This window comes from Bacillus sp. 03113, from assembly GCF_006546985.1.
In the GTDB taxonomy this organism is placed as follows: Bacteria; Bacillota; Bacilli; order Bacillales; family Cytobacillaceae; genus VATK01.
The window spans coordinates 221065-245883 of sequence record NZ_ML637008.1; the positions used below are offsets into that span (position 1 = coordinate 221065).

The 24819-nt window shown below is 34.9% G+C and carries 21 protein-coding genes; 18 read left to right on the forward strand and 3 right to left on the reverse strand.

What is annotated here, in order from left to right:
• The first annotated feature begins 28 nt into the window (after positions 1-28).
• Positions 29-2722 (forward strand): tetratricopeptide repeat protein, encoded by a 2694-nt coding sequence (locus FDO66_RS00970; RefSeq protein ID WP_141430527.1) that lies wholly within the window; start codon positions 29-31, stop codon positions 2720-2722.
• Positions 2723-3109: 387 nt separating this feature from the next.
• Here the strand turns inward: FDO66_RS00970 and FDO66_RS00975 are convergent, their stop codons facing one another.
• Complete coding sequence (locus FDO66_RS00975; RefSeq protein ID WP_141430528.1) at positions 3110-4768, reverse strand: glutamine--tRNA ligase/YqeY domain fusion protein; 1659 nt, start codon at positions 4766-4768, stop codon at positions 3110-3112.
• Between the two features lie 571 nt (positions 4769-5339).
• On the opposite strand from FDO66_RS00975, the gene FDO66_RS00980 reads away from it, so the two are divergent.
• The 8 genes from FDO66_RS00980 (at position 5340) to FDO66_RS01015 (ending at position 12560) form a co-directional block, all read left to right on the forward strand.
• On the forward strand, positions 5340-5681 hold the full coding sequence (locus tag FDO66_RS00980; RefSeq protein WP_141430529.1) for a PadR family transcriptional regulator: 342 nt from the start codon (positions 5340-5342) through the stop codon (positions 5679-5681).
• A complete protein-coding gene (locus tag FDO66_RS00985; RefSeq protein WP_141430530.1) occupies positions 5668-6312 on the forward strand; it encodes a hypothetical protein in 645 nt (214 codons plus the stop codon). Before FDO66_RS00980 ends, FDO66_RS00985 begins: the two co-directional genes overlap by 14 nt.
• 162 nt (positions 6313-6474) lie before the next feature.
• On the forward strand, positions 6475-7908 hold the full coding sequence (locus FDO66_RS00990) for a DUF4153 domain-containing protein (protein ID WP_141430531.1): 1434 nt from the start codon (positions 6475-6477) through the stop codon (positions 7906-7908).
• Between the two features lie 165 nt (positions 7909-8073).
• Positions 8074-8403, forward strand: coding sequence for a hypothetical protein (locus FDO66_RS00995; protein ID WP_181444395.1), 330 nt, complete (start codon positions 8074-8076; stop codon positions 8401-8403).
• 26 nt (positions 8404-8429) lie between these two features.
• The gene (locus FDO66_RS01000) at positions 8430-8951 is read left to right on the forward strand and encodes a hypothetical protein (RefSeq protein WP_141430533.1); all 522 of its coding nucleotides are present in this window, start codon (positions 8430-8432) and stop codon (positions 8949-8951) included.
• 237 nt (positions 8952-9188) lie between these two features.
• Positions 9189-10619 (forward strand): circularly permuted type 2 ATP-grasp protein, encoded by a 1431-nt coding sequence (locus FDO66_RS01005; protein WP_141430534.1) that lies wholly within the window; start codon positions 9189-9191, stop codon positions 10617-10619.
• A 118-nt stretch (positions 10620-10737) separates the two neighbouring features.
• The gene (locus tag FDO66_RS01010; protein WP_141430535.1) at positions 10738-11700 is read left to right on the forward strand and encodes an alpha-E domain-containing protein; all 963 of its coding nucleotides are present in this window, start codon (positions 10738-10740) and stop codon (positions 11698-11700) included.
• On the forward strand, positions 11697-12560 hold the full coding sequence (locus FDO66_RS01015) for a transglutaminase family protein (RefSeq protein WP_141430536.1): 864 nt from the start codon (positions 11697-11699) through the stop codon (positions 12558-12560). The genes FDO66_RS01010 and FDO66_RS01015 overlap by 4 nt, the downstream gene beginning before the upstream one ends.
• Before the next feature lie 80 nt (positions 12561-12640).
• Here the strand turns inward: FDO66_RS01015 and FDO66_RS01020 are convergent, their stop codons facing one another.
• Complete coding sequence (locus FDO66_RS01020; protein WP_141430537.1) at positions 12641-12874, reverse strand: hypothetical protein; 234 nt, start codon at positions 12872-12874, stop codon at positions 12641-12643.
• A gap of 136 nt (positions 12875-13010) precedes the next feature.
• A complete protein-coding gene (locus FDO66_RS01025; RefSeq protein WP_141430538.1) occupies positions 13011-14225 on the reverse strand; it encodes an MFS transporter in 1215 nt (404 codons plus the stop codon).
• 339 nt (positions 14226-14564) lie between these two features.
• On the opposite strand from FDO66_RS01025, the gene FDO66_RS01030 reads away from it, so the two are divergent.
• The 9 genes from FDO66_RS01030 to opp4C all read left to right on the forward strand — a co-directional run bounded on the left by FDO66_RS01030 (position 14565) and on the right by opp4C (position 24807).
• Positions 14565-15926, forward strand: coding sequence for an aspartate kinase (locus FDO66_RS01030; RefSeq protein ID WP_141430539.1), 1362 nt, complete (start codon positions 14565-14567; stop codon positions 15924-15926).
• A 309-nt stretch (positions 15927-16235) separates the two neighbouring features.
• A complete protein-coding gene (locus FDO66_RS01035) occupies positions 16236-17054 on the forward strand; it encodes a basic amino acid ABC transporter substrate-binding protein (protein WP_141430540.1) in 819 nt (272 codons plus the stop codon).
• 292 nt (positions 17055-17346) lie between these two features.
• Complete coding sequence (locus FDO66_RS01040) at positions 17347-18003, forward strand: amino acid ABC transporter permease (RefSeq protein WP_141430541.1); 657 nt, start codon at positions 17347-17349, stop codon at positions 18001-18003.
• Entirely contained in the window at positions 18000-18722 is a 723-nt protein-coding gene (locus FDO66_RS01045) for an amino acid ABC transporter ATP-binding protein (protein WP_141430542.1), read from the forward strand. Before FDO66_RS01040 ends, FDO66_RS01045 begins: the two co-directional genes overlap by 4 nt.
• A gap of 909 nt (positions 18723-19631) precedes the next feature.
• Positions 19632-20840 (forward strand): M20 family metallopeptidase, encoded by a 1209-nt coding sequence (locus FDO66_RS01050; protein WP_141430543.1) that lies wholly within the window; start codon positions 19632-19634, stop codon positions 20838-20840.
• A gap of 25 nt (positions 20841-20865) precedes the next feature.
• Complete coding sequence (locus FDO66_RS01055) at positions 20866-21888, forward strand: ABC transporter ATP-binding protein (protein WP_141430544.1); 1023 nt, start codon at positions 20866-20868, stop codon at positions 21886-21888.
• Positions 21885-22895: an ABC transporter ATP-binding protein gene (locus FDO66_RS01060; RefSeq protein WP_141430545.1), complete on the forward strand. Its 1011-nt coding sequence runs from the start codon at positions 21885-21887 to the stop codon at positions 22893-22895. The genes FDO66_RS01055 and FDO66_RS01060 overlap by 4 nt, the downstream gene beginning before the upstream one ends.
• Positions 22896-22914: 19 nt before the next feature.
• Positions 22915-23865 (forward strand): ABC transporter permease, encoded by a 951-nt coding sequence (locus tag FDO66_RS01065; RefSeq protein WP_181444396.1) that lies wholly within the window; start codon positions 22915-22917, stop codon positions 23863-23865.
• Positions 23866-23880: 15 nt separating this feature from the next.
• On the forward strand, positions 23881-24807 hold the full coding sequence (opp4C, locus tag FDO66_RS01070) for an oligopeptide ABC transporter permease (RefSeq protein ID WP_141430546.1): 927 nt from the start codon (positions 23881-23883) through the stop codon (positions 24805-24807).
• Positions 24808-24819: the final 12 nt, after the last annotated feature.

Sequence of the window (24819 nt, forward strand, 5' to 3'; positions counted from 1 at the left end):
ATAAAAAAAGAAAGATCGGGGGATAACCATGACACTTGAAAATCTACTGATCAACAAGTCTTATTATGAATCGTTAATAGAGAATAACCATGAAAAAAGTGCCATAGAGGTACTTGGGCAATTGTATTTTTCGGAACAAAAAAAAGATGTTCCAGATCTATCTTATATTCGATATGCACAAGGGGAAGTTTATTTCCAAAGCAAGGATTTTGAGGCAGCTATTTTCAAATGGGAAAATATTACGAATGAGCTAGAACCATGGGCGAAGAAAAATATGGCTGATTCTTACTACGAGCTCGAGCTATTATCATCTGCAGAGGAAATATATAAATCCATATCAACAGAGAGTGTGATTTTGAAGTCCGAGGTTATGCTCCAGCTATTTTTATTATACATAGATGAGGGGAGACGTGAATTAGCTGATGAGGTAATTCAAAAATTAGTATCTTTTAATCCGGATTACCCTAATGTGGCGAAAATAGCCCTTGCGTTCTATGAAGAAAATGAGGATTGGGATAAAGCAATTAAGCTTGTAATAAATGAAGCGATACGTACAGAATCAATTACTAGCTTTGAAATTTTAAAAACATATGTTGAAAAAGGATTAACCATTACCTATCCACCTGAATTTTTTCAAACAGCTTTACAGATGCTGTACAGTTTAGATCAAGTGCGATTTCAGCAGCTTGTTGGATGCTTATGGCTGCAATATAAAAAAGAAGAGTCTTATTTGGTCTGGTTAAAAGAGCTTGAAAATGTATTCTCTAGCATTCAAATAAACCGCTTTGATTCATGGGATGAGTTGTCCAATCTCTATCGTCAAGCATTTGTGGATTTAACTAATGGTGATTATTTATTGAGAGATGTTGCAGGTTTATTGCCAAGATTTTTAACAACTTGGTATACACTAGCAGATTCTACTCAAAATCATATTCCAGCAGCAGCTATTTTGGCTTGGAATGATGGCTTTCATTCCTCTATCCCAATGGCTATAATCACAGAAGCTGAAAATACGTTAGAACAGCATAGGGCAGACTTGAATATAGAGGATATCTTATTTCTTTATCAATCCATTTCTAGTTGGGCTAAAAACCATGATATTGAGCTAAATCATCAAATGAAATCGGTTGTGGAAGAGCTCGTCCATTCGAAGGAACGATACGTGCTAGTGATCGAGAACATGGAAAATGATCGATTTGCTTTTATTGATTCGATTATTCGAAAGGATTTTATTCACGAGCTTCATTCATCAGTTGTTTTATATAAGCATGACGATCATATTGAGATCAATGAAGGAGAGGAAAGCAAGGATATATTGCCTTCCATGGATGATAAGGCCTATGTAGAGTGTAGACTTCCAAATCAGTTTTTATTTGAAAATGATCTATCTCTTATTCATATTCCCAATTTGCTTGATAGAGGGCAAAAAAGGAATGAGGTTCTTTCCTATATTTATTTAGCTGATTCACTCCTTTTTGTATTAAATAAAAAAGCGTCCTTAACGTCGAGAGAAGAAGATTTGCTTTTACAAATAAAAAAGAATGCTCCTAAGCTTCCAATCTACTTTTTAGTTACAGCAGGTGATTTAGATGAAGAAGAAAAAGGAAGACTTGAAGAAGAGATTTATTCTCGATTGACGCCCGAATTTTCAGAGGAAAAGGTAATCGTTTTTTCTCCTTCTAAAGGAATTGAGCAGCTATGGCAATTAACAAATGAAATCAAAAATAAAGTTAATAATGAAAAGCTTGTTTCAGAAAAAATGCTCGTATTTATTCGTAATTGGGTGAAAGCTATTTCAGAAAAAAGAATAGAAATGAAGAAACATTTGTATGGATCTATTCAAAAAAATGAAGAAATGAAGGCTAAGCTCTCAGGAACTGTTCATCAATTATCAGATGTTGAGAAAGAAAAGATTGGAACGATTAAAAAATCATTTCGCCTTATTTTAGATGACATAAATAATAGTTTAAAAACAGATATTCCTAAACTGTTAAAGGATTGTGCAAATTTTATAAAAGAAGATAGTGATTATAGAAAGATCCATCTTGAATTGAATAAAGAAATGAACCAACGAATTCAGAACCATATTCACCAGGTTATCTTACCAAAGTTGTTTCATATGTTAATGGAATGGATTTTGAATGCGCAAAATGAGTTTAATGCAAGTCAATTGTTTTTAGAGGAAATGGGAGAAAGCTTTAATAGCTTATATGGACAAGAGAAAATTAAACTGCAATGCGATTTTAAAATTCTTGAGGATTGGCGCCGTGATGCTGAACGTTTAAAAAGAGGCGTACACATGGAGGAAGTCAATATTTTACTTCGTTTAACACCTTCCCAAATCCTCTTAAAAGGAGCCGGTAAATTACTCGGAGGCATTACACAAAATAAATCAATGCTTTTTCATAGGTATCAAAAGTATTTAGAGAATGAAACGTTTGAAGATACAACGGAGTTAATTATTAAAAGATTTATGCAGCAATTTGAACTATTTGAAAATGGGCTTGAGCGGGATGTTACACTTTTCTTTCAAAACCCATTTATTGAACTTGAGACTGTGATTGAAGAAACAAAAGTTGAAATTCAAAAAAATAAAGAAAAATTAAATGCAATGAATGAAAAACCTGAAATTTTCCATGATCCACTTACCTTGTTTGAAATCAGAATCCGACAATTTGAACGAATGAATGATTCAAATAAGGAATTTCATCAATCTATTTAGAAACATGGTATAGAATTAAAAGACCGAGCATTTTTTGCCCGGTCTTTTGATTTTTTAGGAAATTATAAATTAGTTGGCTATGAATAACTTTGAAGGTTATGTATCGACGTCCAGCTCCAGCGCCTATCGACTATCAAACTTCAGGACTTCTCCCTACGATAAGTCAACATCGATTCGCTGTCGCTCATCGTGTATCCTTTATCACGTTTTAACGGGCAGTAAGATATGACCTAAAAAAGTGTACGGTGGATAAAAAACTGCCCGTAAAAACCTGATCGGCTCAGGCTAACCATCAGGGAAAGAACACCCTGATGGAAGGTTCGCCTTATCTCAGTCGAAGTCCCTTCAGTTTGTACGTCGATGATCAAGTCGCTTGCGCTTTTGTTCTTATAGTTTAAATGAGCTTTTTAATGAAACGATACGATTAAATACTGCTTTGTCTTTTGTTGAAACCTTCGGATCTACGTTGAAATACCCATGGCGGAAGAATTGGAATTTATCGTACGGTTTTACGTCCATCAGATTAGGCTCAATAAATCCTTGTATGATCTCTAACGAATTCTCATTGACAAAATCTAAGAAGGTTTTTCCTTCACTTTCTTCATTTTGTTCATCTTCGTCTAAAATAAGAGGCTCATACAAACGGAATTCAGCTGGAATGGCATTCGTAGCTTCTACCCAATGGAGAGTTCCTTTCACTTTACGACCAGTGAATCCAGTACCGCTTTTTGTTTCAGGATCATACGTACAGTGAAGCTCGACCACTTCACCGTTTTCATCTTTAATTACCTCTTCACATTTAATGAAATAAGCATGTTTTAAGCGTACTTCATTTCCAGGGAAAAGACGGAAATATTTTTTCGGCGGATTTTCCATAAAATCTTCTTTTTCTATATAAATTTCTCTCGAAAATGGAATTTTTCTAGTCCCCATTTCTGGATTTTCTGGGTTATTTTCGGCATCGAGCATTTCAACTTGATTTTCAGGGTAGTTTGTAATGACGACTTTAAGCGGATTTAAAACGCCCATTGTACGAGGCGCCTTAAGCTTTAAGTCTTCTCGTACAAAATGATCAAGCATTGCAGAATCTACCTTGCCTGAACCTTTTGAAACCCCTGTTTCGCGAACGAATTCTCGAATAGACTCTGGTGTGAAGCCTTTTCTTCTTAAACCAGATATAGTTGGCATACGAGGGTCATCCCAGCCGTCAACATATTTTTCATCTACTAGCTGTTTAAGCTTTCGTTTACTCATGACCGTATTTGTGATGTTTAAGCGACCAAATTCAGTTTGTTCTGGTTTATTCTCCATTTCACATTCAGCGATCACCCAATTATAGAATGGACGTTGATCTTCGAATTCAATTGTACAAAGTGAATGTGTAACGCCTTCAATGGCATCCTCAAGCGGGTGAGCAAAAGCATACATCGGATAGATGCACCATTTGTCGCCAGTATTATGATGGGTCACATGCGCGATACGATAAATAACAGGATCCCTCATGTTAATATTAGGGGAGGTCATATCAATTTTTGCTCTTAACACTTTTGTACCATTTTCAAATTCGCCATCACGCATTTTCGTAAACAATTCTAGATTTTCCTCTATAGTTCGATTACGATATGGACTCTCTTTTCCAGGCTCTGTTAATGTTCCGCGATATTCACGAATCTCATCTTGTGTTAAATCATCGACATAAGCTTTATCTTTTTTTATTAAAAGAACAGCTCGAATATACATTTCTTCAAAGTAATCGGAAGCAAAGAATAAACCATCCCATTCGAATCCGAGCCATTTGACATCCTCTTTAATCGATTCAACGTATTCTATATCTTCCTTTAAAGGATTGGTGTCATCAAAACGCAAGTTCGTTTTTCCGTTGAATTCATCTGCAAGACCAAAGTTAATCACAATGGACTTTGCATGTCCGATATGGAGGTATCCATTCGGCTCTGGAGGAAAACGGGTAACGACATGGCTATATTTACCTGTTTCAAGATCATCCTTGATAATACTTTTAATGAAATTTGATGAATTATTTTCCAAAGTATACCACCTTCAATTTGTATGTATAGTTTTTAAAATATCAGAATTTATTAGTTTTCTGAAATACGACTGGTGTCTAGCTCCGACGTACAGGATGTACTAGTGCCGATGTTGCCACAGGACGTGGCGTACTTAATCGGCCAGCGCCCAGCGACTAGTGTCCACCCCACTCCTCCCTACGATAAGTCAACATCGAATCGCTATCGCTCTTCGTGTTTCCTTTATCACGTTTTAACGGGCAGTAAGATATAACCTAAAAAAATTTACAGTGGATAAAAAACTGCCCGTAAAAACCTGATCGGCTCAACTAACCATCAGGGGAAGAACACCCTGATGGAAGGTTCGCCTTATCTCAGTCGAAGCGGGGCCCAGTCCATACGTCGCTAAATGGGCGCTTCCGCTTTTCTTATTTTATCAATAATTTAATTAAATTTCATTATAACATAGACACATGTTATCCTTCCAAATGTCTATCCAATTTATAGAATAAATAAAGGTTGCATTTTCCAATTTTTCAAGTTAAGATATAAACAATAAAATACCTTTTTATTCTAGGTAGGTGATAAATGAGATGTTTAATCGAGAGCTAGTAAAAGGAAGTACATCATTAATATTGTTGCAATTATTAGCAGAAAAAGATATGTACGGCTATGAAATCGTGAAAGAAATGGAAAGAAGAAGCGATTATATTTTACAGGTCAAGGAAGGTACCTTATACCCTGCTTTGCACAAATTAGAAAAACAGCAATATATTGAGCCATATTGGAGGGAACCAGATAAAGGTCCAGCGCGTAAATATTATCGTATTACTGATAGCGGGAAAGAGATTTTGCAGAAAAAAACGAGTGAGTGGCAAAGCTTTGTTCAGGTCATTGATAAGGTGATGGGGAAAAAGGGATATGATTCAATCTAAACAAGAGTATTTGTTTGAGTTAAAAAAGAACTTAAAAAAGCATCCGAATATGGAGGAAATCACAACGGAAATTGATCTTCATATTACGGAAATGCTTTATGATCTTAAAATAGTGGAAGGCTTGGAAGAGGATGCAGCTATTAATTCCATTATTAATAAGGTTGGAGCTCCAGAAAAAGTAGCCATGCTCTATCAGCAGGAGATTATCGTTACTCCAGCAAGAACACAATGGACTTTTATCTTAGCAAATATTCTATTTTTTATAGGCGGTATTGGTTTGACCATTTTCTATCATACGGTTTCTGATCCGATAGTCGATCATGTATGGGTTTTTCTGACGAGTATCCCTTCGTTAATCATGATGCTTTATATGATTTTTTGGGCACTTCTTGGTTATGAAATAGGCAAAGAATTTGGGCTAGGTGGAAAAGGTCTTTTAATGAAAACATTTCATCTGTCATTAATTCCTAATTTAGTGTTAATGTCGTTAGTTGTATTGCGAATTGTCCCTTTTCATTGGTTCGAGCCTTTACTAACCCCATCGTTTATTGTCGCATGTATTTTCTGCACAATCCTTTTATATCCCATAAGCTATTTGGCCTTCCATTGGGGAACAAACAGATCAATCTAATTGCTTAGAATCGATATAATGAGTGACTAATAAATTAAACAGAAGAAAAGTCTTATTTATCTACATAGATAATCTATATAGAAAAAAATCTATATAGTTAGTATTGTAGATATTTCTATAGAACACTACATAGAAAATCTATTTAGAAAAGGAGAATCTAATATGATGCTTCGAAACAACTTATTATTTGTCTGTACTTGTTTTTTATTAGCCATTATCGCGGAGGTTTGTTTGTTTGAAGATATGGTGGGGATTTCTTATAGTATTGTAATCGCTAGCTTTTATCTCTTCTTTTTTTACCGATTTCGTACGTTTACATTTAGCCATAAACAAATAAGTGGAATAGTATTTGTCTCGATTTGGATCTTAACCATTACCTTTGGGGTAAATCCGTATTCCATCTTTAGTCCGCTTAATTTTATCATTATTCCGATTTTAGTATTTGTTCATATCGTTTTATTAACTAGTTTATCGACGATTCCATGGTATTCAAATTCTTTTTTAAGGCTGATCGCCAAAAAGATAAGTGAAACGTTTAAACAGTGCAATATGTCTGTCGTAAATGTAGGGAAATTACTAAAAAGCAGTATGAATGAATCTGTTTACCGGACTGGGAAAAAAATTGGGATTGGCATCTTTATTTCTATTCCATTGCTGTTTGTTATTACACTATTATTATCAGCGGCTGATCAACAATTTGCGAACCTTCTTTCCGTAATCCCAAAAACATTATTTAATTTTCAGCTAGAGTTTTTATGGAGAATCGTAAAAATTGGAGTTATTGCGGTTCTATTCATAGGATTTTTTAACGCTGTTGTTGTTAATACAGTGATAGTAGATAACAGTTCTAATAAAGACTCTATCCAATGGGATGGAATTATTGTCACAACTATTCTTATCGTTATCAATCTTGTTTATCTTTTGTTTACTATTGTACAGTTTCAATATTTTTTCAATGGATCGCTGAATGATCAATTTTCCTATTCTGAGTATGCAAGAAGAGGCTTCTTTGAATTAATAATCGTTTCCATTATTAATTTTGCTCTTCTTATTAGTGTAGTAACTTTTCACAAAAAAAATATTTCAATGATTATAAAAGGATTGTTAACTCTCTTGATCGTTTTTAGTGGGGTTATGCTTACTTCAGCCTTTCTACGTTTAATGATGTATGAACAGGCTTATGGATTTACTTACTTAAGAATTTTAGCCCATTCTTTTATGATTTTATTAACGATCTTGTTTGCCTATACACTTGTAAAAGTTTGGATACAGCGGTTATCTCTTATTCATTTTTATATCATTAGCACTCTTCTTTACTATGTTGGACTAAATATGGTTGGTGTTGATCAGATGATCGTTTCCAAAAATATTAATCGATATGAGCATACAGGAAAAATAGATACAGCCTATTTAAGTACTTTATCATACGCAGCTATTCCTAAACTAGTAGAGTTATATAAACATGATCCGAGTACACCAGGTTTGAAAAGCTTGTTAATTAATAAACGAGATGAGTTAACTTATGAAAGTACAACTTGGCAAGCCTTTAACCTCTCAAAGCAAAAAGCAGCTTTGTTATTAAAAGAAATAGAATAAGTGTTTTCTGTTTTGTGAAAAGATATTAGATGAAAGGTTAAGACGCTTTTTTATAGGTTAATTTCTCTGAAAGGTAGATGATACAAAGTGGATCAAGAGCAAGAAATAACACAAATTAAAAAAAGGGTAAAAAATATATGCCTTATTTGGATTCTAATATTAATAATGCCAATAAATTGGTTTGTGGGAAAAGCAGCCTATACTCTATTTTTTAAGGAATCAACTATATTAGTGAGCTATTCTCCTAATCATACAAATAAGGTTGAAATTGTGCAGAAGGGAGAAGCTCTATTCTTTGGTCCTTCTTCAGTTAGAGTTTACTACGGAAGAAATAGCGAACTAAATGAACACGATGATTATATCATCGGCAATGATGGCGCCACTCTTTATCCAGAAAATTTCAGAGTTCAATGGGAGGATTTTGATCGAGTGGCAGTAACGTTAATAGGTGAAGAACAAAGACCTGAAACCGTTAAGATTGATGTATCTAAATAACTATATTTATCAAAGGAGTAAATAAGGTGACTAGCATTTTATTTTTAGGATTGATTGGAATTATATTATTCTTTCTTTTTCAAAACAAGTTTATCTGTCATGTTAATAATAATAGAAGAGCCGTTCAAATACTGAAGGGAGTAAAATGGTTTCAAAATTATTGGTTAAGCGGCATCTTTTTATTTTTTATGAATGCAGGTTTATTTTCAGTCGTTGTTGGTTTAATCTTTGTAGTGGGTTATTTCACTATTCCATTTGTTCATATTATTTTTATGATAGCTGGTGTTATTAGTAGTTTTTATATCTGGGCGATTATTCGTCAAGCATGGGTCGGGATGCGAGTGCGACGCATAAAGATGGCGTTGATCGGAAGTAGTTTTTATGCGCTATTATTGCTTACTTTTGTATACATGTATATTACTTTAAAGCCTTCCTATCCAGGAGATGACACCTTTATGGCTGCGATTGGACTATTATTTGGAATGATTGTAACGGCAGTTGCGTTTGTAAGCTGCTTAGTTTTTGTTGGATTACGAAAAAATGAATAAGTGCTACGTTCGCATAATTATAAAATAGTTTAGATTAAAGGATATCAAAGTTAAAAAAATATCTTTTTTAATGTTAAATTAACTACAATTTTACGTTAAAAAAGCTTACAATATAATCAGAAAACTAACATTAATCAGAATTTTTTTGTAGATTTTCTCCCATATAACGTATTTAAAGGAAGGAATTATTAAATCCTTGTCGAATTATATTCCTTAAATTAAAGGTAGGTGTGTCAGATGATAAAAGAATACGACGTTGCAAAAGGATTTTACGATGAAATGTTTGCGGAAAATAATGAACCACATGAACATTATCAAACCTTTTTGCAAAATATGTCAGGGTTTACTGAGCAGATGGTTGAACAAAGACACCAATTGGCACAGCAAAATTTCCTTCGACAAGGGATTACATTTACGGTTTACAATAATTTAGAAGGTACGGAGCGAACCATGCCATTTGATCCTCTTCCTCGCATCATTCCAAAGGATGAATGGGAAGTTATTGAAAAAGGATTAAAACAAAGGATTTTGGCGCTTAACGCCTTTTTAGAGGATGTTTATACAAAACAAGAAATTTTTGAACACGATATAGTTCCGCGTGATTTAGTTGTTACGTCGGCCGATTTTGCCCATCAAGTATATGGAGTCAATGTTCCAAAGAAAAATCATATTTTTCTAGCAGGAATTGATCTTATAAGGGATAAGGATGGAAATTATTTGGTTTTAGAGGATAATGTCCGTAACCCTTCTGGACTTTCATATGTTTTTCAAAATAGATTTGTAATGAGGAAAATATTCCCTGAAGTATTTGGGAATTATTCTATCCAATCACTGGAAAATCAAATTCATGAAATGCATCAAGCTTTAAAATATATTTGCCCAAATGAAACGAAAAAACCTACTATCGTTTTATTAACCCCAGGGGTCTATAATTCAGCTTATTACGACCACAGCTTTTTGGCCAAGCAGATGGGAATTGAATTAGTTGAGAGCAGAGATTTATTTGTAAAAGATCGTGTTGTTTACATGAAAACGATTAGAGGATTAAAGCAAGTTGATGTTGTTTACCGCCGTATAGATGATGATTTCCTAGATCCGTTAGAATTTAGAGAGGATTCGATGATTGGCGTACCTGGCTTATTAGATGCATATCGAGCTGGGAATGTAGCCATTGCAAACGGGATAGGAAATGGGGTGGCAGATGATAAAGCTACATATGCGTACGTTCCGGATATGATTCGCTTCTATTTAAAAGAAGAACCAATCTTACAAAATGTTAAAACATACTTATTGAAAAATAAAGATGATTATCATTATGCACTTGAGCATTTAGATGAATTGGTCTTTAAAGAAAGAAATTCATCTGGTGGATATAATATGCTAATTGGGCCCCACGCAACAGAAGAAGAAAAGGAAGAGTATAGAAAAAGAATAATTGAAAATCCTGAAAACTTTATCGCTCAGCCAACCATTTCACTTTCAAAGCTTCCTACCTATACAGATGAGGGAGTGCAAGGGAGACACGTTGATTTAAGGGCGTTTGTTGTATTAAATGAGAAACCTCAAGTGGTTCCGGGAGGACTTACAAGGGTTGCATTAACGAAAGGATCCCTCGTTGTTAATTCATCGCAAGGCGGAGGCAGTAAGGATACTTGGGTTTTAGAGTAAGAATGTGTTTAGTGTTCGGTCAGTTTAACCTCGTCTAGCTGGTTAAACTGGCTATCGCTTATGCTTTTAGTCAACGAAAAAAGAAGAAATAAAGATTGTTTAGAAAAGAGGTAATTTAATGTTAAGTAGAGTGGCTGATTCACTATTTTGGTTATCGCAAAACATAGAAAGAGCAGACAGAATGGCGAAGCTTTTGTCTGTACGATTAATAAGCATACTAGAGAATAGTGATCCAATAAATAGTGATGAGAACGATTGGAAGGAAGTGATAGAGATCACATGCAACAAGTCGGATTATTTAAAGCTGTATTCGACATTCGATCGTCACTCTGTTATTTATTTCGTTGCATTTTCAAAGGAAAACATGAATTCCATTTATTCATGTGTATCAATCGCTAGAGAAAATGCAAAGATGATTCGTGAGATCATTCCGATCGAGCTTTATGAAGTGATAAATGAATTGTTTTTTAAAATTAAAGAATTTTCAACTATTTCTGTTACCACAGAGCAGCTTAATGACTTTTTTCAAATGATTCATGAAAAATATTTTTTAGCACAAGGAGTTATTGCGAGTTCTATGCCTCGGAGTGATTGTTATTCTTTTTTTAAGTTTGGCAAATACTTAGAAACGATTCGGAAGACTGTAAGCACAATTGATGTATATTATGACAAAGAATTATCTGCTCGTTTTGATAAAGATGATATAACCTATCATTATTGGACATCTGTTCTAAAATCACTAAGTGTATATGAATCTTATGTGCAGAAAAATCAAGCGTTTATGGATCCAAAGACAGTCATTAATTATGTTCTATTAGATGAAAAATTGCCTCGATCAGCAAAATATAGTGCCTATCAATTATTAAAGGCTTTCCAAGAGTTGGAGAACCATCGTGTAAATCCATATTCAGAAAGCTTGAATAATAAAATACATGAATTACTTGAAGAAGTAAGCTATCAGTCGCTCGAACATTTAAATATACCACTGCATGCGTATTTTCAAAAACTTCTACAGTTATGTGATCAGGTTGGGTTTGCTATAATGGAAACATACTATTTAGGAGAGATTAAATCTACATGAAATACGAAGTGTTACAAAGTACAAAATACACGTATAGCAGACCAGTAAGTCAAAGCATTAATAAATGTGTTTTTAAACCCCTATCTAATAGCAATCAGAATTTGATTTTATATGAGCAAATCATTAATCCGAACGCAACTGGTTCTGAGTATCTTGATTACTGGGGCAATGAAGTTTCAACCTTTTATGTGTGGGAGCCACATGATTTTTTAGAAGTCCAAACTAGATCCGTTCTAGAGATCTCATATGAACCTGTTAACGTTATCATCACTTTAGATATCGAAAAAGAGATGAAAAGCAACGCTTTTAAAAAGCGGTATGCAGAATTTTTATGTCATACAGAGTATTCAATATTGCATGATCACATGATAGAAGAGGTCTTAAAAAAAGTTGGTAGGGATCAGCTCGATCTCTACCACTTTGTAGAAAAAGTTAATCAGTATATTTACAATCATTTTTCATATGTGCCAGGTGCAACACATGTAAAAACGGTAGCAAGTGAAGCTTTTGAAATGAAAACAGGTGTATGCCAAGATTTCACTCATATTATGTTAGCTATTTGCAGAAGTCAGGGAATTCCTTCTCGATATGTAAGTGGATATATTTATAACGGAGAAGATGCAGCAATGCGGGGCGATGCAGTTACACATGCTTGGGTTGAAGTCTATTTTCCAACCTATGGATGGATAGGCTTTGACCCAACAAACGACATGCTAGCACTTGATTATCATATTTGTGTTGCAACGGGCCGCGATTATGCTGATATTACGCCTATGAAAGGGGTATACATGGGAAACGCTTCTCATGAGATGAATGTTTCCATAAGAGTAAGTGCGGTAGAGAGTGAGAAAATATTCTAGTCATTACAAATTATTCTAAATTTGTATACAAGTATATAAAGAGGAGATTCTATTCGCTATTGTTCATAAACGAAATAACCCTATATTGCAGCTATATACAAGAATAGAAGGAAATAAAAAGAACCATCCTCTACATAACCTTGAGAATGGTTCTTTTTATGTTTCTTTTCATAGCTTAATATAGAAGCTTTCTTTGTTTTTGTTTGACGGCTGATTGGATTTATATTACCCCAATCTCCTCTTCGAATTGTCACATCTAACAAACCTTCACGTATTTGTTTTTCCCGCTGTTTCTTTGCTTTGGATTTTCCCATCGTCTCACTCCTTATGATGAATTGTATATATTATACAATTCATCATATAAAAGTACCAGGTAAATATGATAGTAAATCTTCTCAAATATAGATTATTTTATTTACAAAAACAGTGAAGGTTCATTTACATACAAAATTAAATAGAATGCTTGACCACGTTGGGATGACGATAGAGAGCTGCTAGTAAAATCAATCCACTTATAAGAAGAAGTGTACTTGTCACAAGAAATACACTAGAGAATCCAAAATAACCAGAAATAACCCCGCCCATAGAAGGACCTATAATGTTTCCGAAGAAACGAAGGCTTGTATTATAGCCTAGCACTTCACCTTGCATCGCAACTGGGGCTTCTTGACGAATGTAGGCAATTCGGACGGGAATAATTCCGCCAATTGTAATACCAAGTGCAAAACGAATAAGGAGAAGCTGCCAAAAGCTTGTTACGAATGCTCCCGGGAAATAAAAAATAGCGGCTGCAAATAGAAGAATTAAAAGAATTTTAAGATACCCAACCTGATCTCCTATTTTCCCCCAATATCTTGCCATCATTAAATTTCCAAGACCAGCTACAGAAAATGCTAATCCAGAGTAAAAAGCTAAGTTTTCAGGGCCGTGTATTTTATCTACATATAAGGATAAAATTGGTTGGATGCTGAAGTGTGCGATTTGTATTAATGCAGAGATAAGAAGAACAGTAAGAAGAACAGGGTTTCTCATGATGTGAAGGAGTACTTCTTTGCTTGAATAACGAGTTTTTGTCCCCTCATTAATATCTACTCTAAATTCCTTTGCAGCAAGAACGATAAGAGCTGATAATATAATGAAGCCAGAAGTCCATTTGAAGGTTGTAGAATAGCCAACGGCATCAGCGATTATTCCTCCCAATAATGGTCCCATTAGTGTACCAGTAATACTTCCTGTTTGGAGTGTTCCAAGTACTTTCCCGGCGACTTCCTTTGGTGTTTGAGTTGAAATAAAAGCTTGAGACATTGGAATAAAACCTGTAAAAATGCCCATAAAGAATCTAAGAAAGAATAATTGCCAAACTGAGCTGGCAAAGCCCATTAAAAATATGGATACCCCCATGCCAAGTCCAGAAAGAATGAGTATTTTTTTTCGACCATATCGATCCCCAATTCTCCCCCAAATAGGAGAAAAGATAAAAGCAGTGACAAAGGTAATTGCAAACGTCCATCCTGACCAATGCTGAACATATTTTTCAGAATACTCCCCAAAGCTTTTTATATACAAAGATAAAAATGGGATAACCATTGTCATGCTTCCGCCTAGAAAAAAATTAGCAAACCACATGATGATTAAATTGCGTTTTACTGCCAATTGTTGATTCATGAATAAAAGCCTTCTTTCAAAAACAATTTCGTAAAGCTAAATAATATGATATCGAAATATAAGTAAAAATTAAATATGTTTGATTAAATTTTTTTGACAAATTCGACAAATTTGTAAATAAGCGAAATGTAAATAGAATTATTGAATAAATTAAGCTGAAAAAATTTATACTATTTTAATAGGTGATTATGTGAAATCTATAGACTAATTGTAATAGTTGTCTATCAGAAATGAACACTTGTACGTATAAGGAAGAAAAAGCTTGATTCTTTTTCAAAAAAGAGTAATAATAAGAATAAATTTGCGGAAAATTATAAACTAGTAGGGGTTGTCTTAAAAATGAAAGTCGTTAAATTTGGCGGTAGTTCACTGGCTTCAGGTGAGCAAGTAGAGAAAGTCTATAATATTGTTATATCTGATCCTGAGCGAAAAATAGTGGTCGTTTCTGCTCCTGGGAAACGCCATCCAGACGATATAAAAGTAACAGATTTATTAATTAGCTGTGCTGAGAAGTATTTAAATGATGAAAATGCTAGCGATGTTTTCGAAACAATTATTAATAGATATAAAAGCATAGCAGAAGAACTGGGTCTCTCAAATGAAATCATTCAAAAAATAAGAGAAGATCTTTCGTCCCTGCTTAATGGTGATAAAAGCAAACCAGAATCTTTTATGGAAGCAGTGAAGGCTAGCGGCGAGGACAATAATGCAAAGCTAGTTGCAGCTTTCTTCGAGTATAAAGGATTAGAAGCACAGTATATTAATCCGAAAGAAGCCGGTTTATTAGTAAGTAACGAGCCGGGAAATGCTCAAGTACTGCCCGAGTCTTATGGGCGTTTATACGAGTTAAGAAATAAATCTGGTATTGTTGTTTTTCCTGGATTTTTTGGCTATAACATAGACGGCGATGTCGTGACCTTCTCACGCAGCGGTTCGGATATTACCGGTTCCATTCTAGCAAACGGTATTAAAGCTGATCTATATGAAAACTTTACAGATGTAGATGCAGTTTATGCAGTTAATCCAAACATTGTAAATCAACCTAAGGAAATTCGTGAGCTTACTTATCGTGAAATGCGAGAGTTATCCTATGCTGGTTTTTCTGTGTTTCATGATGAAGCACTTATTCCAGCCTTCCGTGCAGAGATTCCAGTAAATGTGAAAAATACGAATAATCCAGAAGCACCCGGAACAAAAATAGTTAACATAAGGAAAAATACAAATGGTCCTGTAGTTGGGATTGCTAGTGATGAAGGGTTTTGCAGTATATACGTAAGTAAATATTTAATGAATAGAGAAATAGGTTTTGGCAGAAAAATTTTATTCATCCTAGAAGAATTTGGATTATCTTATGAACACATTCCTTCGGGTATTGATGATATTACTATTATTTTAAGGCAAAATCAGATAGACGAGAAAATGGAAGAAAGCATTGTCAAAAGAATTATCGAGGATCTTGATGCAGATGAAGTAAAGGTTGAACATAATCTAGCTCTTATTATGCTCGTTGGTGAAGGCATGCGCCAAAATATTGGGACGATGGCAAGAGCATCAAAGGCATTAGCTGAAGCGAAAGTGAATATTGAAATGATTAACCAAGGCTCCTCAGAAGTAAGCATGATGTTTGGAGTAAAGGAAGCAGTAGAGAAAAAAGCAGTACAAGCACTATATGAAGAATTTTTTGTAGGTGTAATGGTATAAAAAACGAACTTTAATCTTTGTAAACAACTAATATTTCTATTTAAAAGAGGGTATCTAGATGCCCTCTTTTGTATTGTTCTAATACTTATTTTTCTATAGTGCTAATAATAAAAATAGTAAAATTTAGACATCTTACTAATTTTTGAAAAAGGTGATATTGTATATATAAGTAAATAAAGATATAATGTTGTCGAAAGTACTTTTACATCAGCGTATTTAAACTAGATTGGTGAATAAGTATGTAGGACATTATTTTTTTTAAAATGAAAATTTTTGTAATATTTACAAAACTTAGGAGGCAATATAAAGATGAAGAAGTTTTCTATTTTATCGCTTGCTCTTATTTTTGCTTTGATTCTATCTGCATGTGGGACAAGCAAAGATAAAGCGGAAGAGGGTGCTAGCAGCGGAGCAGATTCTAAAAAGACGTTGAGAGTCGTAACGGATGCTGCTTATGCACCATTTGAATACATGGATAAAGGGAAAATTGTTGGTTTTGATGTCGATTTTCTTGAAGCGGTGGCAAAAGAAGCTGGCTACAAATATGAGCTTGTGCATGTAGGCTGGGACCCATTATTTGTAGAAATTGATAAAAAGACAGCTGATATGGGTATTTCAGCTATTACAATTAACGACGAAAGAAAAGAATCGTATGATTTCTCAGTCCCATACTTTCTGTCAACAAATAAAATATTAGTGCCAGAAGGCAGCAATATTAAAAGTGCTAAAGATTTAGAAGGAAAAACGATCGCTGTTCAAAATGGAACAACTGGTCAAGAAGCAGTTGAAACTCTATTAGGTAAAAATAATAAAAATATTAAAAAGTTTGAAAACAACAATCTAGCAATCATGGAATTAGTGAACGGCGGAGCAGATGCAGTTGTAGCAGATAATACCGTTGTTGAAGAATATGCTAAAAATAACCCAGATAAAAAATTAACCGTTATTGAAGATAAAGACAACTTCGCTTCTGAATATTACGGTTTAATGTTTCCAAAAGGCAGCAAGATAAAAGCGGATATTGATAAAGCTATCAACGCGCTTTATGAAAATGGAACTTATTCAAAGATTTACACAGAATGGTTTAAAACAGAAGCGGATGTAGAAAATTTAAAAGCACAGCAATAATAATGAACTTTTAAAAAGACTTAGTAAAGAGTATTGTTGAAAAAGCGATTTTTGAATCATTCGTGTGAAACATTCTTTCACACGCCTTGAAGCGTAGTTTCAAGGTAGCAGAATCTTCATGAACAGCTAGGAGCAAGCTCGCTTACTCTAGCTGTTCATGAAGATTCTGCTAAATGATTCAATAATCAACAGAGTTATTTAACATAGCCTATAAAAAAGAGTAGGAATAGTGAAATTGCGTAACTCTAAACAAAAGTGTTACGCAATTTTTCGGTTTAAGGAGTGAATTTAAATGGATTTTCGAATGGATATTATCGTCGAGTATGCCCCTTTTCTAATTAAAGGAACTTTACTAACAATTGGGTTATCCATTGCTGGAATTGTGATTGGAACCGTTTTAGGTCTTTTAATAGGATTAGGAAAATTAATGAAAAATAGAGTTCTTGCTTTTCCTTTTGTATGCTATATTACATTTTTTCGAGGAACTCCGCTATTAGTTCAAATTTTTATTATCCATTTTGGTGTAGTGCCTCTATTTATTGATGGTACAAATGGGATAGCTACAGGAATTATTGCTCTTTCTTTAAATGCTGCAGCTTATATCGCTGAGATCTTTAGAGCAGGAATACAATCAATTGATAAGGGGCAAATGGAGGCGGCACGTTCTCTTGGAATGAACCATGTACAAGCTATGCGATATGTTATATTGCCTCAGTCTATAAAAAGAATGATCCCCCCTCTTGGCAATGAGTTTGTTGTCTTGATTAAAGATTCATCATTAGTTTCTGCTGTAGCAACCCCAGAGCTCATGTATTGGGGAAGAGCGATGGGAGCACAATATTTCCGTGTATGGGAGCCATACTTAACAGCGGCTTTAATCTATCTAATATTAACTCTTTCTTTAAGCTTCGTGCTAAATCGTCTTGAAAGAAGGTTGGCAACAGAATGATAAAGGTTGAAAATTTAAAGAAATCGTTTGGGGATAATGAGGTATTGAAAGATATAAATGCTGAGATTCAGCCGCAAGAGGTTGTTGTGGTTATCGGTCCATCCGGATCAGGAAAATCAACGTTTCTAAGATGTATTAATCAATTAGAAACAATTACAGCTGGTCGTATTTTAATTGAGGGTGTAGATTTAACGGACAAAAAAACAGATATTAATCTAATTAGAGCAGATGTAGGAATGGTCTTTCAACAATTTAATCTTTTCCCACATATGACGGTGATTGATAATATTATGCTGTCGCCAACAAAGGTTAAAAAAATAGCAAAGGATGTTGCGAAGGAAAAGGGGATGGAGCTTCTCCGCAAGGTAGGTTTAGAGGATAAGGCAAATGTATATCCTGATTCACTATCAGGTGGACAAAAACAGCGTGTTGCAATTGCAAGAGCTCTTGCCATGGAACCGAAAATTATGCTGTTTGATGAGCCGACCTCAGCACTAGATCCAGAAATGGTCGGAGAAGTGCTAGAGGTTATGAAGCAGCTAGCAAAAGAAGGAATGACAATGGTTGTTGTGACTCATGAAATGGGTTTTGCACGAGAGGTAGGCGATCGAGTCATTTTCATGGATGGCGGATTTATTGTGGAGGAAAATATTCCAGGCGAACTATTTGGTAATCCACGTGAAAACAGGACTAAATCCTTCCTAAGTAAAGTGCTTTAGTAAAAAAAATAAATAACAGTATGACATAATACGACTCCTTAAAGAAGACTTGTTTCATTTTATAGTCTTTTATAAGGAGTTATTTTCATTCCAAAATATACTTGTATAATAATTACTTTGTGAATTGAAATAGTAATTAATAGACTGTGAAATAATGGATGTATCTCCTGGGAAAATTCTAAAACTGCTGTTTATACTATGATAAAACAATCACCTAAGTTTGGCTAAAAGTGGGTTTGTTTCATTATTGGATTATGACAATTAGTGATTGTGTTAAATATTCTGACAATCATTTATTTTACATAAAAAAGTTACAGGTGTCACGACACCAAAAACTGATATAAAAAGACATTTTAAAAAAACAATGTTAGAAAATCTTACATTATTAAATAAAAAATTCTTTTAAAAGAAATCGTTTCCAATCCTTTTGTAATAAGGAATTGTGTTAATTAAATAGTTTTTACCTAGAGAAATATTGGAAAAATGTTATTGAGATAATTAAAAAAATTCAGTATACTCAATAATTAGTAAGCGGTAGTTAAATACTATCAATATCTATATAACATATAATTTTCCTATACTTGAAAAAAATGTCGTATAACCAAATTTAATATTTGCTTCCAAGGATAATCTTATTCCTAAAAACGACAATTATTTCTATTTTATCCTTTTAAACAGTTAATAATAATAAATGGAAAATATTATTAACTTTAAAGTAATTATCCATAATAAGTGTAACTTAATACTTTTTCAATAAAATGAATCATTATGTTGTTGAATAAGATTTATTTATATGCTTTTTTCATGAAAAATTAGAATACTAAAAAAGTAGACAATTTTAAATTGGAATAGTAATAAAGTGTTATATTTTCTTACATAGTAACTAGATTATTGAGGAGGGGAATATTTATGTTGACAAATTGGTATGAACAATTAGAAGGTATGTTTGATCAAATGGTAGAGTGGCGAAGATATTTACATCAGCACCCTGAGTTATCCTTTCAAGAAATTGAAACGCCCAAAATGATTGCTTCTATATTAGAAAGCTATGGAATTGACGTTCGTAGTAATGTAGGAGGCAGAGGAGTAGTAGGTAAAATAGTAGGGGAGAAGCCTGGAAAAACCATTGCTTTACGGGCAGACTTCGATGCATTGCCTATTCAAGATGAAAAGGATGTACCTTATAAGTCTACTGTTGATGGTGTTATGCATGCATGTGGCCATGATGGCCACACAGCAACATTGCTTGCGGTCGCGAAGGTGTTAAGTGAACAGCGAGATCAGCTTGCTGGTAATGTCGTTCTTCTCCATCAGCATGCTGAAGAGCTAGCTCCTGGAGGAGCAATAGCTATGATAGAAGACGGTTGCTTAGATGGAGTTGACTTTGTATTTGGATCTCATTTAGCCTCAAGAGCTCCCCTCGGTACATATGCGTATAGAAGTGGCTTTTCTCAGGCTGCAGCTGATGCGTTTGAAATAAAAGTTTTAGGTAAAGGAGGCCATGGTGCTTCGCCCCATGAAACAGTTGATGCTGTCGTGATTGGGTCACAGATCGTTAATCAACTTCAAAACATAGTTAGCAGACAAGTGAATCCATTGAAATCAGCTGTCGTAACAATTGGTTCTTTCCATGCTGGAAACGCATCAAATGTAATCGCTGATTCAGCTATTCTAAAAGGGACCGTTAGAACCTTCGACAAAGAAGTACAGGATCATATTGAAAAAGAATTAAAACATATCGTAAACAGCATTTGTTCAAGCTTTCACGCAAGCTGTGAAATTAAATATAACAGAGGCTATCCAGCTGTCTTTAACCACGAAGAAGAAACGAAAGTTTTTGTTGATGTTATCAAAAATACATTAAATGAAGAGATGTTGGTAGAAGCAGATCCAATCATGGGAAGTGAAGATTTTGCTTATTATTTACAGCATAAACCAGGAATGTTCTTTCATACAGGTGCAAGGAATGATGAAATAGGAGCGAATTTCCCTCACCATCATCCTAAATTTGATTTTGATGAAAGAGCAATGATTTATGCAGGGAAAGCGTTGCTTAGTTTAGTTCATCATTATGTTTCAGCGAATGTTAAAGCTGAGGTAGCTGAGTCAACTAATTAATTAAAAGAACTGCGGGGGTGTTGAAGTGGTACAAAACTTTTTAGAGGTAAACAAGCTGCAAACCGCTTTTAATACTGAAAAAGGGGAAGTTATATCTGTAGAAGAAGTTACGTTTTATTTAAAGCCAGGAGAGACGATTGGGATTGTAGGAGAATCTGGATGTGGCAAGAGTGTTACCTCTCTTTCTATTATGCGCCTCCTTGGGAAGCACGGATATATTAAACAAGGATCAATTCTTTTAGATGGGAAGGATTTAACAAAATTATCAGAGGCAGAAATGAGACATATACGGGGTAATGAAATTTCGATGATTTTTCAGGAACCGATGACTTCTTTAAACCCTGTTTTTACAATTGGAAATCAAATGATGGAATCCATCAAGCTCCATTTAAAACTTGGAAAAAAAGAAGCAAAACAATATGCGATTGAAATGTTAAAAAAGGTAGGAATCCCAAGAGCTGAACAGATCATCAATGAGTATCCGCATGCGTTATCAGGGGGGATGAGGCAAAGGGTTATGATTGCAATGGCTTTATCCTGTAAACCAAAGCTATTAATTGCGGATGAACCGACTACAGCATTAGATGTCACTATCCAAGCTCAAATATTAGAACTAATGAAAGGTCTAAGGGAGGATTCTAATACAGCGATTATGATGATCACGCATGACCTTGGGGTTATTGCGGAAATGGCTGATAAAGTCATGGTTATGTATGCTGGACAAGTAGTAGAGGAAGCAGATGTATTTACTTTATTTGATGAACCAAAGCATCCTTATACAAAAGGATTAATCGCATCAATTCCTCATTTGGACTACGACAGTGATACAAGGCTGTATTCTATTCCTGGGACAGTCCCGACACTTCAACTAATGCCTAAAGGCTGTCGTTTTCATACAAGATGTCCTTATGCTATGGAGAAATGTGCCACTGAAAAGCCGCCTCATTTACCTGTAGATGAAAAAAGAGAACATAAAGTACGCTGCTGGTTATATGAGGATGAACAACAGAAGCTTAATATAATGGATGGAAGCGAGGTTCATGTATGAGTGTAATTTTGGAAGAAACAGGTGCTAAATTATCAAATGGAGTTGAACCTCTAGTTGAAATTCAAAATTTAAAAAAATACTATCCTATTAAAAAAGGGATTTTGTCTAAAACCGTTGGGCATGTAAAGGCTGTTGATGGTTTGAATTTTAATATTTATCCTGGTGAAACCATTTCGTTAGTGGGAGAGTCAGGCTGTGGAAAATCAACTACAGGTCGAGCAATTGTACAGCTAGATCCTCAAACAGAAGGGAAAATTCTGTTTGAAGGGAAGGATTTATCTACTCTTAAAACGAGTGAATTAAGAAAAATGAGAACACAGATGCAAATCATTTTTCAAGATCCGTATTCTTCATTAAATCCAAGAAATAGGATTGGAGACCTATTAGCTGAGCCTTTGTTAGCCCATCAGCTTGCAACAAAAAGTGATGTTTATCGAAAAGTAGATGATATTCTCGAAACGGTTGGATTGACAAAGCATCATCGTAACCGATATCCTCATGAATTTTCAGGTGGACAACGTCAACGGATCGGAATTGCAAGAGCACTAATCTTAAATCCAAAGCTTATCGTCTGTGATGAACCCGTTTCGGCACTCGATGTTTCGATTCAAGCTCAAGTTTTAAATCTATTAAAAGATTTGCAGCAAAAGTTTCAATTAACCTATCTATTTATTGCACATGGTCTTGGAGCGGTTAAATATATAAGCGACCGTATTGCTGTTATGTACCTTGGGAAAATTGTGGAAATAGGAAAAACAGAAGAAATCTTCCGTCATCCAAAGCACCCTTATACACAAATCTTATTAAGTGCATATCCAATTCCAAATCCTCATCTACGGAACAGGGAGAAAATGGTGATTGAAGGGGATGTACCGAGTCCAGCGAATCCACCAAAGGGCTGCAGTTTTCATACGCGCTGCCCATTTGCTCAAGCGATCTGTAAAGAGCAAACACCAAGTCTTGTTGGGGACAAGCATTCAGTAGCCTGTCACTTTCCATTATCTTAAAGCAAAGGAGGTTTTCGTTTTGTTTCAATATATACTTCGCCGTATCTTAATTGCCATTCCAGTGTTATTAGGAGTGACGATCTTTAACTTTTTTATTATTAATCTTGCACCAGGAAACCCGGTTGATATGTATGTAAATCCAGACACCACTCAAGCAGATATTGATGCTAAAAAAGAAGCGCTTGGATTAAACGATCCAATTATTGTTCAATATTGGCATTGGCTGCAAAATCTTTTGAAGGGGGATTTTGGATTCTCTTATACCACGTATGAACCGGTTGCAAATTTGATCGCCGATCGCGTGGGCCCAACACTGCTTTTAATGGGAGTATCACTAATCATCGCCTACTTAATTGCCATTCCGATTGGAATTATTAGTGCAACGAAGCAATATTCTTGGGTAGATTATCTTTCAACTACTGTATCCTTTTTAGGTATTTCCATTCCTCACTTTTTTATGGGACTAGGTGGTATTTATATTTTTGCTATTATTTTTAAATTTCTTCCAACTGGAGGAATGACTACGTTAGGCAGCGATGGTGGATTTGGGGACACATTTATGCATTTAATTCTTCCTGCATTTGTTTTAGCAACGGGGATCGCAGGAAGCATGGTTCGCTATGTTCGTACAAGTATGCTTGAGGTGCTTGGTCAGGATTATTTAAGAACGGCAAGAGCAAAAGGATTAAAGGAATTTATTGTTACAAATAAGCATGCATTAAAAAATGCGTTGATTCCGATTATTACAGTTGTCGGAATGGATATCCCATTGTTAATTGGCGGTGCCGTTGTAACGGAACAAATTTTCCAATGGCCGGGGCTCGGGCAGCTTACGATTCAATCAATCAGCTCCCGCGATTATCCTACGTTAATGGCAGTGAATATGATGGCGGCATTTGCTGTTTTATTTTCAAACTTGATCACTGATATTTTATATTCTGTCGTTGATCCACGGATTAAATACAATTAGAAAGGAGAGAGACGGATGTCCATTTCGAATCTGAAGGTAGAGAAAGACATGCCTTTAAATCATTCTGTATTAACAGTTCAGGAGCAGCTTGGAGAAGAAGAGAGTTATTTAAAGTTAGTTAGAAAAAGATTTTTTAAGCATAAGCTGGCAGTTGTAGGTCTGGTTATTTTTAGCATCATCGTTTTACTGGCAGTTTTTGCGCCACTTATTGCTCCCCACAATCCATATAGCGTCGATGGAGAATTTGCAGCAAAGCCTTCTGCTCAGCATATTCTAGGGACCGATGAAGTAGGTCGAGATTTGTTTAGCCGTTTAATCTATGCATCAAGGGTGTCTTTAGTAGTTGGTGTTGGTGCAACAGCTATTTATGTTGCGATCGGAACAATCTTAGGGGCCATTGCTGGTTATTTTGGAAAATGGATTGATAACGTCATTATGCGTATAACAGATGTATTTATGTCATTTCCATATTTAATGGTGATTCTTGTACTTGTAAGTGTGATTGGACCCAAGCTATATAACATTGTTCTTGTATTAGGGGTTCTCGGCTGGCCATCGATTGCTCGTATTGTCCGAGGAAGTGTTCTCTCCATTAAGGAAATGGAATATATCAAAGCTGGGGTAGCATTAGGGTACTCTACTCCGAAAATTGTTTTTCAGCATATCTTGCCTAACTGTTTAGGTCCTATTATTGTTAATGCAACCTTTGGAATTGCATCTGCAATTATTATGGAAGCCTCACTTAGCTTTTTAGGAATGGGTGTACAGCCTCCGATTGCAAGCTGGGGAAATATGTTAACGCAAGCGCAGTCCTTAACGGTATTATCATCTCAACCTTGGCTTTGGATTCCACCTGGTTTAATGATTTTACTTGCAGTTGTTTCCATTAATTTTATGGGAGACGGCTTACGTGATGCCATGGATCCAAAAAGAATAAGGTAAGGATGTCAATAT